This window comes from Pantoea sp. SGAir0215, from assembly GCF_043543215.1.
Map to the genome: position 1 here is coordinate 27,682 of NZ_CP028032.1, position 15,511 is coordinate 43,192.

The 15,511-nt window shown below is 50.5% G+C and carries 11 protein-coding genes; 8 read left to right on the top strand and 3 right to left on the bottom strand.

Features of this window, described 5'->3' with window-relative positions:
* Positions 1 to 52 precede the first annotated feature (52 nt).
* The 5 genes from C1N64_RS21140 to C1N64_RS21160 all read left to right on the top strand — a co-directional run bounded on the left by C1N64_RS21140 (position 53) and on the right by C1N64_RS21160 (position 5,727).
* The gene (locus tag C1N64_RS21140; RefSeq protein ID WP_033742361.1) at positions 53 to 931 is read left to right on the top strand and encodes a MurR/RpiR family transcriptional regulator; all 879 of its coding nucleotides are present in this window, start codon (positions 53 to 55) and stop codon (positions 929 to 931) included.
* Positions 932 to 1,228: 297 nt separating this feature from the next.
* On the top strand, positions 1,229 to 3,202 hold the full coding sequence (locus C1N64_RS21145; RefSeq protein WP_394515556.1) for an autotransporter outer membrane beta-barrel domain-containing protein: 1,974 nt from the start codon (positions 1,229 to 1,231) through the stop codon (positions 3,200 to 3,202).
* Between the two features lie 229 nt (positions 3,203 to 3,431).
* Positions 3,432 to 4,304 (top strand): 23S rRNA pseudouridine(2604) synthase RluF, encoded by an 873-nt coding sequence (gene rluF / locus C1N64_RS21150; RefSeq protein ID WP_006122011.1) that lies wholly within the window; start codon positions 3,432 to 3,434, stop codon positions 4,302 to 4,304.
* An 8-nt stretch (positions 4,305 to 4,312) separates the two neighbouring features.
* Positions 4,313 to 4,834, top strand: coding sequence for a GrpB family protein (locus tag C1N64_RS21155; RefSeq protein ID WP_394515557.1), 522 nt, complete (start codon positions 4,313 to 4,315; stop codon positions 4,832 to 4,834).
* 221 nt (positions 4,835 to 5,055) lie between these two features.
* On the top strand, positions 5,056 to 5,727 hold the full coding sequence (locus tag C1N64_RS21160) for a hypothetical protein (RefSeq protein WP_394515558.1): 672 nt from the start codon (positions 5,056 to 5,058) through the stop codon (positions 5,725 to 5,727).
* A 44-nt stretch (positions 5,728 to 5,771) separates the two neighbouring features.
* On the opposite strand, the gene C1N64_RS21165 is transcribed toward C1N64_RS21160, so the two are convergent.
* The gene (locus tag C1N64_RS21165) at positions 5,772 to 7,544 is read right to left on the bottom strand and encodes an EAL domain-containing protein (protein ID WP_058702511.1); all 1,773 of its coding nucleotides are present in this window, start codon (positions 7,542 to 7,544) and stop codon (positions 5,772 to 5,774) included.
* A 670-nt stretch (positions 7,545 to 8,214) separates the two neighbouring features.
* Here C1N64_RS21165 and C1N64_RS21170 point away from each other — a divergent pair.
* Together C1N64_RS21170 and C1N64_RS21175 are read left to right on the top strand one after the other, a co-directional pair.
* Entirely contained in the window at positions 8,215 to 9,408 is a 1,194-nt protein-coding gene (locus C1N64_RS21170; RefSeq protein WP_054634040.1) for a diguanylate phosphodiesterase, read from the top strand.
* A 448-nt stretch (positions 9,409 to 9,856) separates the two neighbouring features.
* Positions 9,857 to 10,627, top strand: coding sequence for a DeoR/GlpR family DNA-binding transcription regulator (locus C1N64_RS21175; protein ID WP_324021887.1), 771 nt, complete (start codon positions 9,857 to 9,859; stop codon positions 10,625 to 10,627).
* A gap of 512 nt (positions 10,628 to 11,139) precedes the next feature.
* On the opposite strand, the gene C1N64_RS21180 is transcribed toward C1N64_RS21175, so the two are convergent.
* Positions 11,140 to 11,379, bottom strand: a complete 240-nt coding sequence (locus C1N64_RS21180; protein WP_006122003.1) for a hypothetical protein — start codon at positions 11,377 to 11,379, stop codon at positions 11,140 to 11,142.
* A gap of 823 nt (positions 11,380 to 12,202) precedes the next feature.
* On the opposite strand from C1N64_RS21180, the gene C1N64_RS21185 reads away from it, so the two are divergent.
* Complete coding sequence (locus C1N64_RS21185) at positions 12,203 to 13,969, top strand: sensor domain-containing phosphodiesterase (RefSeq protein ID WP_110268505.1); 1,767 nt, start codon at positions 12,203 to 12,205, stop codon at positions 13,967 to 13,969.
* A gap of 94 nt (positions 13,970 to 14,063) precedes the next feature.
* Here the strand turns inward: C1N64_RS21185 and C1N64_RS21190 are convergent, their stop codons facing one another.
* Positions 14,064 to 15,494 carry a 6-phospho-beta-glucosidase gene (locus C1N64_RS21190; RefSeq protein ID WP_394515559.1) on the bottom strand — a complete coding sequence of 477 codons (1,431 nt, stop codon included), beginning with the start codon at positions 15,492 to 15,494 and terminating at the stop codon, positions 14,064 to 14,066.
* Between the last annotated feature and the right edge of the window lie 17 nt (positions 15,495 to 15,511).

Sequence of the window (15,511 nt, forward strand, 5' to 3'; positions counted from 1 at the left end):
TGTTTCATCTCATCGGTGTTTTTAACAGTAATCAGCGTGACAGGCTTCCTTGATGCAGGCCAGAAGTCGTACAGATATATTGGGCGAGCGTTTGCGTTCGCGGGAACAGCAACTCTCACCCCGCCTGCTGGCTGTTGCACATTATCTTCACACCAACCGGGAAACGGTTCTGGACAGCACTGCCATGGATATCGCCCGCGCGAACAACACATCGGATGCGACCGTGATTCGCGCCATTCAGGCACTGGGTTTTTCAGGACTGCGCGATTTGAAAAACGTCCTTCAGGCCTGGTTTGGTCCCGGCCTCTCTTCAGAAGAGAAAATGCTGAGCACCGTCAATGCTATGACGCGGGATGTTTCGTCGTCGATAGACTTCGTATTGCAGGGGCATCTCCATGCGTGTCAGGTACTGGCCTCTGAGCAAAACCGCCAGGCGCTGGCCGAAGCGACGGGGTTACTGAGTGAAGCCCGCCAGGTGGCCGTTTTCGGGATTAACGCCTCGGGTATTCTGGCTGACTACACCGCCCGCCTGTTAAATCGCATCGGTTTGCCGGCCTTCTCACTTAACCGTTCAGGTATTGCGCTGGCGGAACAGATGCTGGCGCTGCAACGGGGCGATGTGCTGATCATGATGGCGCAAAAGTCGGCACATCGCGAAGGAACAACAGTGGTGCGTGAGGCCAAAAGGCTGGGCATTCCGATAATTCTTCTCACCCATGCGACCGACGCCTTCTTTGCCCGGGAAGCGGATGTGGTTATTGACGTGCCACGCGGCGGGGAAAAAGGGCGCATCCCGTTACACGGCACAGTGATGGTTTGCCTTGAAATGTTGATTCTCTCGGTGGCCGCTTCCCTGCCAGATCGTACGACTAAGACCATGAAACGGCTACAGGATTTCTACCGTGGTCTTAAGCCTGCCATAAAAAAATAAATCCTTCGTTCAGATGTCACACGACAAGAGGAGAGTTGAGCCAGTACATGGCTGGCGCAGCTTAACGCTTTCGCTCACCCTGCATCGCCTGGATGTGTTTCCTCAATACCCGGCGTGATCGGGTTTGCAAAAGTGGCTGACACTTTTCGGAATGGCTTAAAAATTTTTCGTTTTTGCGAACTCACGTCAGCTTTCGTCTGGAGCGTTCTTTAATCTGCGGCTATTACTCAGCCGTGATGTTTATTTGCTGTTCTTTTGATTTATCCATCCTTGTTATTTTCCTGAACGGAGCTGGTCATGAAGAAAAATCGTGCATGGTTTCCTGTGTCGTTCGTCGCGCTTGCCATCCTGGTAAGCCCACCAGCGGTGATGGCCTGGGACGGTCTTACCGTATTTGGCGACAGCCTGAGTGATACAGGCAACGTCGGCCGTTTTACCTACGATTCTGCCAGTCATCCACTCTATGATGAAATCATCGCCCGTGACGCGGGACTGATGCTGCAGCCGTCCTCTCAGGGCGGGAGTAATTACGCGGCAGGCGGTGCTGTGGCAGTGCCTGCTCTCAATCCGCAGTTTAATACCCAGGATCAGGTTGCCCGCTATCTGTCGTCAACGAATGGCCGGGCCGATTCCAACGGGCTCTATATTCACTGGATCGGCGGGAATGACCTGGCCGCTGCCACGCTCATTCCCAGCCCCTCGCTGGCGCTTTCTCTGGTTGACAACAGCGCCGGTGCGGCCGCCAGCCAGGTCAGCGCGTTACTGAATGCGGGCGCTGGTACGGTGATAGTGCCAACCGTGCCGAATGTCGGTGCGACGCCTGCCCTGATAGAAGGAATACTTCAGGGGGCCGGTTCCGCAGCGGTGGCGGCGGCGTTTCAGTCACTGAACGCGGCGACCACGTTCACTACGGCGGAACGGCAGCAGGCTATCCAGACGGCTTTCGGTCAGGCCGCTGCGCAGCTCTCTGCCATACCGGCGGTTCGTGACCTGATCGCACAACAGCTGTTCGCCACCTGGCAGCAGTTAAGCGATCAGGCGGCTTCTCTGACGGCCCGTTACAATCAGCAGGAAGAAAACGCGCTGGCGGCTGCACAGGGGAATATTGTTCGGGTCGATATTAATGGGCTTTTTAATGAAGTGATCGCCAGTCCGGCGCTTTATGGTCTTACTAACACCGCAGGCATGGCCTGTCCACCGGGCACCTCTTCCGCCGTCTGTACTTCGTCGACAGCGGGTTTCTCATCGCAACAGACTTTTTTGTTTGCCGATCGTCTTCATCCCAGCCCTGCGGTGCATGCCCTGATTGCTGACTACATTCAGTCAATCCTGGATGCACCAGCCCAGGTCGCGGTACTGACGCAGGCACCGCTGACGATGCTGCAGGATGTGCATAACACGCTGGACAGTCATCTCCAGCAGCAGCGCAGGCAACCCGCTGAAGCCGGAGAATTCACTGTGTTTGGCGGTTACGCCGGTCAGCACGCGCGCAACAAACGTGATGTTTTTAATGATGGCGACACAGATACCGCAAACCTGTCAGCCGGCATGGGTTATCAGCTGACCGACAACCTGCAGGCAGGGGCGTTGCTGTCAACGGCCAGCCAACAACAGCATCCCTCTGAACGTTATGATTACCGGCTGCACGGCAACATGGTGGCACTCTGGAGCCAGCTACAACTGATGGACAGACTGTGGGTCAACGCCGATATCCATTATGCGGATCTGGATTACGACAGCATTGAACGTCAGATAAAACTTGGCCCTGCGGTCCGCACTGAACAGGGCAGCAGTAGTGGAAAGCTGATGGGCACGCGGGTTCAAACCGGTTGGGATTTTCCCTTAAACGAGACGATTACCACGGGGCCTGTTGTCAGCTATGCGCTGGATTATGTGCGGGCCGACGGTTATCAGGAACGCGGCGACAGCAGCAGTGCGATGCGTTTCTCCGATCAAACACGGCATTCACAAACTGGGGCAGTGGGGTGGCGCATTGATACCCAGGGATTAGGAATCAATCCCTGGGCACAGGTCAGTTATAACCATCAGTTTGGCGACACGGATACGTCGGTGAGTGCAGGTCTGAAATCGACACGAACGGCTTTCCGACAAAGCCGTTCTAATCAGGATAAAGACTGGGCGGATATAGCTGTAGGGGCCAATGTCCCCATCGGCGATGCGGTTAGCGCTTTTGCCGCTGTGTCGACGGTGGCGGGCGCGCGTGATTATCATGAGGTCACCTGGAACCTTGGCATGAGCGCGCGGTTTTAGCACCTGTCCGGTGCAGGCCTATGAGCGTCGCATCGATCAGGCCCGGGTCAGCGCCATCGAAAAAGGCGCGGGATGAGACTGATGTGTCACGTCGTCTGCCTGCACTTTCAGGTTCAAAACGCAGAGGATATGGCCCGATTTTACTGGCCGATGAAGGGGCCAAAAGTTTAATGCCTTCTGCTTCGCAAGCGAGAGCGGGTAAGGTATAGTGCGCGTTTTTGGAGGAACCATGCTGACGCATTCATCAACACGACTCAATAAATACATCAGTGAGAGCGGAATCTGCTCCCGCCGCGATGCCGATCGCTTTATCGAACAGGGCAACGTTTTCATCAATGGTAAACGCGCAGCCGTTGGTGCCCAGGTTTTTGCTGGCGATGTCGTAAAAGTGAATGGTCAGCTGATTGAGCCTCGTGATGAAGATGATTTGGTGCTGATTGCGCTGAATAAACCCACAGGCATTATCACCACAATGGAAGAGGGCGAACGCGATAACATCAGTGATTTTGTTAATCACAGTAAACGCGTTTTTCCCATCGGTCGTCTCGATAAAGATTCGCAGGGACTTATTTTCCTGACCAATCATGGCGATCTGGTCAATAAAATTTTGCGTGCAGGCAATAACCACGAAAAAGAATATGTCGTCACTGTTGATAAGCCCGTTACCGATGAATTTATTGCCGGTATGGCAGCCGGCGTTCCCATGTTGGGCACGGTAACCAAAAAGTGCAAAGTGAAGAAAGAAGCACCCTACGTGTTTCGTATTACGCTGGTACAGGGGCTTAATCGGCAGATCCGTCGTATGTGCAAACACTTTGGGTATGAAGTCACCAAACTGGAACGCACGCGCATTATGAATGTAAATCTCAAAGGTATTCCTTTGGGTGAATGGCGCGATCTGACGGATGATGAATTAATCGAACTGTTTAAGCTGCTCGAAAATTCCACTTCTGATGACAAATCGGCAAAAAAGACGCCGCAGAAAAAATCTCCTGCAAAAAAACCAGGGAATAGCCAACCTAAATCGGGCGTAAAAGCTGATGATAAGCCCGCTTCACGCAAGCGATTTACGCAGCCGGGTCGCAAGAAAAAAGGGCGCTAAAAAGCGAAATGATAAACGGGCGTCAGATAATCGTGAGTGAGTATTGCCCTGAATGGGCGAATCATTTCTCTGCTGAGGCGGCTGTGTTAGCGGCGAGATTGGGTAAACACCTTGTCGCTATTCATCATATTGGTAGCACTGCGGTGCCAGGATTAGCGGCCAAACCGATCATCGATATTTTGCTGGAAGTGATTACTCATGATTCGTCTGACATTACGTCAGCGTTGTGCGCCTCTGGCTATCAGGCGCGTGGCGAAAACGGTATGCCAGGAAGACGCTATTATACCAAGGGCCTTCAGGGCCGCCGTACGCATCACGTCCATGCTTTTATCCAGGGCACTCCAGATATCATCCGGCATCTGGCGTTTCGGGATTATTTGCGAAAATATCCAGACATCCGCGACAGCTATGCGGCAGTGAAATACGCCGCGCAACGTGACTGCCGGGGGGAGAGTAACGTTTACTATGAATTAAAAAATGCGTTTGTTCAGACCCATCAGCAACGCGCACTAGCCCTCTATCCCTTCTGAATTATCTCTCTGAACGCGTCTTTATTTTCCTTTTGCAAAATTTAGCCTTGCCTGCACATTCAATGATGCAGCCTGATGCTTATGGCTACAGACGGCATCACAGAACGATAAGTAAGACGGTGCCCAAAAGGAAAGCGCAACGTCGCATAATCAGATGACGGCACCTTTTCAGTAGTAAAATGGCATGGCAGGATACGCTAAATTACAAAGGAGTGGGCCTGATGTTACTGAAAGGTATGAATGATCCGTTGTTCAAAGCGTATCAGCATCCCAAAGCAAGGCTAATGATAAGTCGTTTCAGAGGATTAGCCGGTGACCGGCGGCTTAGCGACTGGCAGGTATTTTGTATTCTGGTCAACGGCTTTACTAACTACTGGTATGTGCATTCAGGCAATTTCACCATCAATGTCACCTTAACCAAGACGCGTCAGTTCGATTTTATGCAGGATTTTTTGCATTTCACGGTGACGCTGGATGGCCTGTTAAGCGACGAGAATTTCCGCTGTCCCGACTTTATTTTGCCCCATTATGATGTGCCTTATGAATTTTGCCGTTGGCGGAGTAAACGTGGCTACGATTCGCAAACCACCTATGTGGGCAAACATGGTGTGAAGTCCCACAAAGGCCTGTTCATTGCAACTCATGATCCGATCAGAGATGAATATCAGATGAAATGGGAAGGCATTATTACGGTTTTTGATAAAGCCTTTTTTAAAATGGGAAACTTCAACACCACCTGCGATTTTTTAATCAACGATATTACCAAGACTATCCATGAGGGCGTGGTGAAACATCTGAGCCTGTATCGCGATCTGTACCATTATCTGTTTCCCTCACCCACAGAAGCGCGTATCCAGGCTCGTGATCCGAAACGCCATCTGGCCAGAAAATAAATACCAGCAGGATAGTCCACGAGTACAGAACGGGGAGAAAACGCTTATCCCGGTAACTTCCATTTCAGCCAGGGATCGAGTTCCGTTTCTGTCATAGGTTTAATGTTGAAATATTCATAGGTAGCCTCACTGTTATCTGAGGTGACCACAGAGGCGGGACGATCGCTGTGGGCTAAAACAAGGAGGTTGAGCTCTTTGAGCGTCGTAAAAATACTGTGTGCGATAAGTCGGGAAGTAATATTTGCATGAATTTGGTTGGCCAGTGTTTTATCCAGTTTTATAACATCAGGCGGCATCCCGCGCAGATAGCGTATTTTGCGATAGCCTTTCGCGATATATTCCCATGTCATTGTGAATCCCATACGTCTTAGCATTTCAAGGCCCAGCATGGCTGAGGGGCTGTCAATGATATGCTCTTTTTGAACGATTTTGATGACCAGCATTGACACAGGTAAGGTTGCCTTAAGCATTTTTTCCGCCAGCTTTTCTGCAAACGCCCGATCTGTCACATCCCGCTCATGAATACTGATTGTGACAGGTAACTGAATAGGATGATTACGTAGACGTTTAAGCCGGGCAATAGTGCTGTCAATCAGCCAGGTCGTGAGTGTTGTGCCCAGCTCAGTCCCAACGGCCAGTGAAGTAAAGTTATCGGCTGCCAGCTCTCCACGTTGGGGATGATGCCAACGGATCTGCGCTTCGAGGCCAACCGGTTTACCACTGAGCAAGCACACGTTGGGCTGGAAAACCAGATACAGTCCCTGGTTGCGCCGCAGCGCGTCTGCCAGATCACGCATTAAGGTGAAATCAGCGGGGGAACTCGCGTCTTTAATTCCATCACTAACAGCATCACACAGACGAACGGACGGACCGCTCACGCGTTCCAGCGCATTGACTGCCTGTCTGAGAGCGTCCTGGGGGAAGGTCTGGCCGGCGATAAAGTCGATCTGCGCGGTACAGGTCGCCAACGCCATAGTGAGGCCGTCGCCCATATCGGCATGAATCCCGTTTAACCGTTCCTCAACCCATTTTGCGCTAACGTGGCTTTCTGCACGGGTCAAAATCGCAAAGCGGCCAGTCGCGATCGTGTAAATCGACTCACCACTGGCAGGCCGAAGACGTAACCTTAACAGGGTGGCGACATCCTTAAGCAAGGACTCCAGCGACGCCATGCCCAGTGACCGGGACAGGTCGTAGGCGCGTGACATATCAATACAGTCGATAAGCACCAGACGGCGCAGTGCCGTGTCATTCAGCGTGGCAAGATGCAGAATGTCGCGAAAGAGACGTTCCCGATTGGCCATGCCGGTAACAGGTTCGATAAAGGCCGCCGAATGCCAGGCTTCAAGAAAGGCAACAACCAATCCAGCCAGTGACTCAATGATCTGTTTCTGCTGGTGGCTAAAAGTCCGTGGCACCGTATCCGTCAGGCATAGCGTTCCCAGTATCTGTCCATGAGCGTTTTTCAGCGGCGTACCGACATAAAAGCGAATATAAGGGGCATGGACAATCAAAGGGTGATGGGCATAACGCGGATCAAGTCGGGTATCGGGTGCAATGACCGTCGTATCACTTTCGACAACATGCCGACATAAGGCCTGGTCGCGCGTCGTGTCACTCAGCTCGATATTGTAATTGGCACGCACACTATGCTTATCGTCATTTAAGACAGCGATATAACTTCCATTAATACCAACTAACTGACAGGCCAGACGTAAAAACTTTTTCAGCACCTCATCCCGGCCTCTGTCTGAGAAGCGCAGTGACTGTGTTGTTCTGGTGCGGTGATATTCCTTGTCGCCAGGTTCCTGAGCCATTGCCGCTCCTGCCCATATGCTGAATGATATTGCAAAAAATAATTGTACGTTGATTTTAAAAAATAAAAGCCAATCACTATAAAAGGCGAAAGCAATTAATGCGTTGCGATGTTAAACCGTCATGGAATAACCATTTACGTCCTGGGTGAAGGCCGTTCATTTTTTTGAGTTAATGCGTATTGATTAATACGGCAGGTGAGGAAAGAACAGAAACCCTGGAGCCTCGGGCGAAGATTTTATTTTCGCTTACGCTTTTTTATAAGGCAAATTTCTGGCTGCGATACATTTCCCGACGTGCTCCGTGCGGCATGTCGGGCCGGCTTCAGGTGGATAAATCTGCAAACCCAGAAGCGCGAGTCACCGGCAGGTGGGTTAAAACCTTTTAAAACATAGAGTTAAAAATAAATAAAAGCGCACTCATTCGCAGTTAAGAAAATATCTCTTTTAAAAGAGGTCAGGGCAGTAATCGTTCCCCGCTGAAAAAGTAACGATAATTAACGAGAAGCCGATCCGGGTTTACTTTGTGTTATTTTGTCTTGCGCGCCATCACTGTTCCTCCCTGATGCAATTTAATGTAAATTATTGCGTCAGTCCGCGCACCGAGACCTGCATGTTAAAGGAATAACTGATAAGCTGACGACTACAATCACGTTGATGTTGGAGATGCCCTTTGCTGACCACAATAATTTATCGCAGCCATATCTCGGATGACGTTCCTGTTAAGACGCTACCCGGAATGGTGGATGATGCCAGCATACTGAATGCGTCTCATGATGTGACCGGTATTCTGTTGTTCAATGGCACGCACTTTTTCCAGTTACTGGAAGGCCCGGAAGAGGGCGTGCTGGCCATTTATCAGCGCATTTGTGCTGATCGACGTCACCATAACCTGGTCGAGTTGATGCGTGATTATGCACCCTCGCGTCGGTTCGGTAATGCCGGCATGGAATTGTTTGATTTACGTGAGCATGATCGTTCCACTGTGCTTCAGGCGGTGCTGGATAAAGGCACGTCGAAGTACCAGTTAACTTATGCTGACCGCGCGTTGCAGTTCCTGCGTACCTTTGTTGAGGCGCGTGAGAAAGAGAATTACTTCGAGGTATTGCCCTCCGAATACTGGGAATTCATTCCGGAAAGCACCACTGCCAGCAAGGTGACGCCTTCGGTATCGGGTATTACTTTCCGTCCCGTCGTCGATCCGCTTGCCCGTCAAGTGACGGCGATTGAGGCGATAGCGGACGCACGGCTTCGTCGTACTGAACAGCGCGATTCGTCAAAGCAGTTACATGATGCCGATCTTGACGCGGTGATTACAGCGTTCAGGATGGCCGGGCGGGCCTGCCCGGACGAGATGACGCTGTATGTCAGTCTGCTGCCTATGACGCTGGTTGTCGTACCTGATGCGGTTCAGACCATTGTTGCGGCCATAAATGCTGCAGGACTGGTCCCTGAGCAGGTGGTCATTGGTGTCAGCGAAACGGAAGTTATTTCACGCGTGGAAGCTTTTTCGGTTGCCGTCAGGGAGCTTAAGGCTGCGGGCATCAGTCTGTCCGTCGATAATTTTGGTGCCGGTTCCGCCGGGCTCTCGTTATTGACACATATTCAGCCCGACCGGATTCGCATTGACTCAAGTATCACTTCCGATGTTCACCGCAGTGGTCCGAAACAAGCCGTGGTTCAGGCCATTATAAAATGTTGCTCTGCCTTAGAGATTACGGTCATTGCTGCCGGCATCGTGAAAGCGGAGGAGTGGATGTGGCTGGAAGCAGCGGGCGTGATTAATTTCCAGGGCAGTTTATTTGCTCCTTCAGGTGCGCTTCATTCAGACGCGGTGGCCTGGCCGGAATATCGAAGCGCGATGTAAGGTCCGGTTAATATTATATGTCACGATAAAGACATCGTATCACTCGCAGCAGGGACCGCTGCCGTTTTGATTGCGTCAGCAGTGCTCCAGATACCGCATTCAACCTGTCCCGACTTCACGCCTGAATCAGTCATCTCGCCTTTCACATCAAATTTTTACCGTCCTCGTTTCAGACGAAGTGGGACGAAACCTTATATTCATCTAAGAGCATTAACACGCCGTCGCTCGCTGAGAAGTCATGCTGAACAGAATGCTTTCGCGATGAGAGTATGCATGGCGCAGGAAAGCGGATCACCATCATTTCAGTCGTGCAGTGAGGAATCCAAAGGTATTTACTCACCCGTGAGCTGTGTTAATCACCTTCTCAGTATTACCTGGACAGAAAAATCGCACTTTGCGATCATATCTGCATGATCCAAAAAAAGAAAACGCCCTGGTCAATGTGAAGATGAAAGAAAACAGTCGCTTAGAATCGATAATGAATTACCTGAAAGGAAATAATCTGGTAACGGTTGAACAGCTTGTTTCGGTCACAGGCGCTTCTCCTGCCACTATCAGGCGTGATCTGATTAAACTCGATCAGGAAGGAGTGGTCAGCCGCACGCACGGGGGCGTAACGCTTAACCGCTTTATTCCATCGCAGCCCACCACGCTGGAAAAATCGTCACGGAATCAGCCTGAAAAACATGCTATTGCGCGCGTTGCAGCCACCTTCATCAAAGCAGGCGATGCAGTAATCCTTGATGCAGGGACGACGATGTTTGAGCTGGCCCGGCAAATTACCCATATGCCGCTACGTGTGATCACCAATGACTTACATATTGCACTGTTCCTCTCCGAGTTTAAGCAGATTGAAGTAACCATCATTGGTGGGCGAATCGATGAAAGCAGCCAGTCCTGCATTGGCGATCACGGTCGGAAGATGCTGAACAATATCAATCCTGACATTGCTTTCCTGAGTGGTAATGGATGGGATATGACGAAAGGCGTGACATCGCCCACGGAAGAAAAAGCGGCTCTGAAACACGATTTGATCATCAATGCGAGGCGACGTGTTTTGCTGGCAGACAGTTCAAAATACGGTGCCTGGTCTCTTTTCAATGTGGTTCATCTGGATGCGCTGACGGATATTGTCACTGACACTAATCTGGACGCAGACGTCAGGAAAGCGCTCCTGTCCAGCAGCGTGCCTGCGTTGACTATCGCTCATCCTGCCTGAGTTGTCTGCATTATTTTGCCAGTAACAACTTACAAAAACTGATGGGCGCAGAAGCCGCAACGATGGGGCCCAGAGAAATGCGGTCAACCCGCGTTTTCTGACTCGCCCGGTGGCGGCTGAGAACGGTGATCGCGTGTTGTGATGATTGGGTCTCGCTTAAATCGCGCGCTTGTCGCATCACATCAGTGATTCAGTAAGTGCAGAGCCGGGACAGATGCCAACAACCACAATGGACGGCATCGGTATGCGTTGACGATGAAAAGTGACCGAATCGCTTATCTTTCTGCAGAGCGGGTGGTCACGCCACACGCATCATGGCAGCGCCAGGCAGTGTCTCAAATCAAACTAAACGTGGATAGATGAAGTGTTGATGCTACGGGGTGAAGAGCAGGGCTGACTAAGGGAGGATCAGTGTGTAACATGAGTCTCGCAGCGTTGACATGAATGAAGGTGAACGGGGGCGTGCCAGGACGGGGATTTACAGATGTGTAAGTATGAATGCGTCACAACGGTTATTCTTCCATTGATGGTCTGAGGTAGAGCGGCGTATCGCCTTCTTCGTAGTGTTTCGGATGCCACACCATCGCGCCATTTTCATCGCCAATAAACGTCATACCTAATGGTTCAATGATCGCATAGGGCTGTGCGAACGCAGCACGGTAAACCCGTATCTCTTTCGCCATTGCCACAACCTGATCTGAAAATTCGTCGGGGTGGCTGAGAATGTAATTCAGTTGATCGTCAGTCAGCATACTTCATTTCCTGAGCAACCCAGACCTGCTGGCGCCAACTGGCAGGGTTGTTTAACCTGTTAATCGAGTTCAGCATTGGCATTGTTCCGCCAAGGCAATAAGTGTACCAATTATCAGCGTGTCAGCCCATCATTACCGTCAGGGCGTCGTTTAATAAGCGAAAAGAAAAGCTGTTCAGCATACCGTAGCCAGCGATAGCGGGCTAACGTCCATTTCCTTATGCTTTCAGCCAGAAGTCTGCTGACATTTATCGTGTCTGCAGACACTAAGATGCCTGAACTGTTCTGTATTCCTCGCGCCATCACGAAGCCCCCGACCGTGTTTGTTAATCTTTGCTTCCATAACTTTACATTTTGCATTTAATTAACGTCTGTGCCGTCAGGATGTTTTGCCATTATTAAGTTCTTATCTCTGACAGAAAAGCTTAAGTAATATTTCATAACGGCAGTCTTACAGGCGCGCAACAGGTAATAACTGAATGCGCATTCATTACTGAGAGAGGCAGCCTGTGGCAAGATGAAGCGTCGTGAGAAAAAACCGCTTAATGTGGACCAATACCCTTAATGGGGTAAGCTGATCGATTATTGTGCCTGAACATTGACAGCGATGTCGTCTCCTCACCAAAAGTGCCGCCTGTGTGTCGGGCATAATGCAGAACGTTGTGACATTTACGGTTAAAAATGACTTAAAACCTTTTCTTGCATGTTATACAGTCTCGCATGGCCTCTTGTTTGCTATAAATTGTCGGTCAATGTGGCGCTAAATATTTAAAATTAGGCTAAATTGTTTTCTGCGTTTTGCACCCGCACATGGGGAGGCTGTTGTGCACGATAATCAAAGTGGCAATGAAGAAAATCGTCTTAAAGCGGTTAAAGCACTTTTGTCACCTGATGTAACCAGGGATGAGGTGCTGGAAAAATTTGTACAGCTTGCCGCGCAGGCACTCGGCATTTCGGGCAGTTTTATCTCAATTATTGACGACAAAAATCAATACATTAAAGTTTCCCGCAACTTTAATCTTAAAGCGTCGTCACGTGATGTTTCCTTGTGTCGACATGTTATTGATGGCGACGGCCAACTGGTCATTCAGGATACACTGCAAGACAATCGGTTCTCTTTCCATCCGTTAGTGGAAGGCGAGCCGCATATCCGCTTCTATGCGGGTGTGTCATTATGTAATGTTGAAGGGTTGGTTCTGGGCACGTTATGCGTCACAGATACGCAACCCCATACCTTTAACGATGCGCAACTCGAAACCTTAAAGTCGTTAGCGAGGCTGGTCACCTCATTTCTGGATGCCTGGAATCTGGCCAGTTTTACTGACCTGATTACGCATCTTCCTAATCGCCCGCGGTTGTTGCGTGATATGCAGCAGCTGGCCGTGAGCAATCCTGATCGACGCTTCCGCCTTATTCTTATCGACTGCATTGATATTCCGCATGCTTATGAACTCTCGCGCACCTTTGGTATCGCGCCGGTAGAAAACCTGCTCCGGCAAATCGCCGGCCTGGTCAGTGCGCGCCTCGAACTTGAGTCCGATGATATGCTTTATTCATTTGCACCGGGTCGGTTTGCCCTCATCCAGCCCTATCTTGAAGGGTACACGGCACAAAGCACGATTGATGTTCTCAAGAATTTGAAGGCGGATTTAGCGGATAATATCACGATCGATATCGACGTTTATGTAGGTGAAACAGAGTTTGTTTCCCGAGAGATAGATGCCAATGAAATCGTTCGTCAGGCGGTAAGCGCACTGCATGAATGCATTTATCAGAATTGCGGTGCCATGACCTTCGATCATGCTTATGATTCGCGCCGCACGGATGATTTTCTCATCATGAATGATTTGGCACAGGCGCTGAAAAAAGACGAAGGTCTTTATCTGGCTTATCAGCCCAAAGTGTGTTTAAAAACCGGCAAAACCGTGGGGCTGGAAGCGTTGATCCGGTGGCATCACCCGGAACGAGGCGAGCTGTTCCCTGCCGATTTCGTTCCCCTGGCTGTAAAAACAAACCTGATCTCGGTGCTGACGGACTGGGTCATCGATCGTGTCATCGTTCAACTCAAAACGTGGAAACAGGAATATCAGTTAATTCCTGTCTCAGTTAACGTCAGTGAACGTGACTTTTCACGCCCCGGCTTTGCGGCAGATTTGGCCAGTAAAATGCAGGCTGCTGATTTGCCTACGTCCTTTATGGGCGTGGAGTGCCTTGAAAATGAACTCATTACAGAAAGCCATGTTGCTATAAACGGCCTGGAAGCGCTGAGAACCGAGGGGTTTGTTATCTCTCTGGATGATTTTGGCACAGGCTACAGCAACATCAGCTATTTACAGGAAATTCCCTTAGACGTTATCAAAGTTGATATGTCTCTGATTAACCGCATGGACAACGATCAGGCGTCCAGAGTGATTGTCAGAAGCATTATTCAGATGTTGAAGGAGCTGAATTATACGGTTCTGGCGGAAGGGGTCGAAACCGAAGCGACGCTGAGTCTGCTGAAGCAATATGGTTGCGACCAGATTCAGGGCTACTTTTTTTCTAAACCGCTGCCAGCCAGCGAGATTGAACACTGGCTGCTGCAAAAATAACCGGACCAGAAGGCGACAGTATTATCTGTCGCCTTATCCCTTTAAATGCTTCACCGCCGTCGCGTCTGGCCACGTCTCGTGGCTGCACATCGACTCAATCCAGATCGCGGCCATTGCTGGCGATGACTTTCTTGTACCACCAGAACGATTTTTTCCGGCGTCTTTCCAGCGTCCCGTTACCGTGGTCGTCCCGATCAACATATACAAAACCATAGCGCTTGCTCATTTCACCGGTTGAAGCCGCCACCAAATCAATGCAGCCCCATGTGGTATAACCCAGTACGGGAATACCGTCGCCAATCGCGTCAGCCATGGCGCGAATATGCTCACGCAGGTAGCTGATACGATAATCGTCTATGATTTCGCCTTCTGGTGTTAACTCGTCACGTGCACCCAGACCGTTCTCGACTAAAAACAGCGGTTTCTGATAGCGGTCGTACATCATATTCATGGTGATGCGAAGTCCAAGCGGATCAATGCCCCAACCCCATTCACTGCGTGCGATGTGCGGATTAGTCAGCGATTTGACGACATTGGCTGCGCTGCTGTTCTGGTCATGCATATCAGCAGATGCGCAGCGAGAGGCGTAATAACTGAATGAAACAAAATCGACAGTGTTTTTAAGGATCTCCGCATCGTCTTCCGCCATAACGATCTCAATGCCTTTCTCTCGAAACAGACGCGCGGAATACGCTGGGTAGGCGCCACGTGCCTGCACATCAATAAAAAACAGATTTTCACGATCCTTTTGCAGTGCCGCCCAGACATCGTCGGGTTTACTTGACCAGGGATAAAAATTGCCGCCTGCCAGCATGCAGCCTACCTGGTTGGCCGGGTTGACCTCATGAGCAATTTTCGTTACCAGCGCACTGGCAACCAGTTCATGATGGGCGGCCTGATATTTAACCTGCTCGGTATTTTCACCCGGTTCAAACACCAGCCCAGCGCCTGAAAACGGACTATGCAGCATGATGTTAATTTCATTGAAGGTAAGCCAGTATTTCACAAGGCTGTCGAATGCCTCAAAACAGCTTCGTGCATAGCGTGCGAAAAACGCGATCATTTTACGATGACGCCACGATCCATATTCCGTTACCAGATGCATCGGCACGTCAAAATGGCACAGCGTCACCAGTGGCTCAATGCCATAGCGACGACATTCGGTAAACAGATCACGGTAAAACGCCAGCCCCTGCTCGTTGGGCGTTAATTCATCTCCACGAGGGAAAAGTCGGCTCCAGGCGATAGAGGTGCGAAAGACGGTGAATCCCATTTCTGCCATCAGCGCAATATCTTCGCGATAGCGATGATAAAAGTCGATAGCGGTATGGCTGGGATAAAATTCATCATCGCGCAGTGTGACGCGTTTTTCCTGCCCCAGTTTCACCGGCATGCGTGCCGGGCCAAGCGGTAACATGTCAACGGTCGTTAATCCTTTCCCGCCTTCAAGAAAGGCGCCCTCTGACTGGTTTGCGGACAGGGCACCGCCCCATAAAAATCCTTCCGGGAATACTGACTCAGACATGACATCCTCTTTGATAC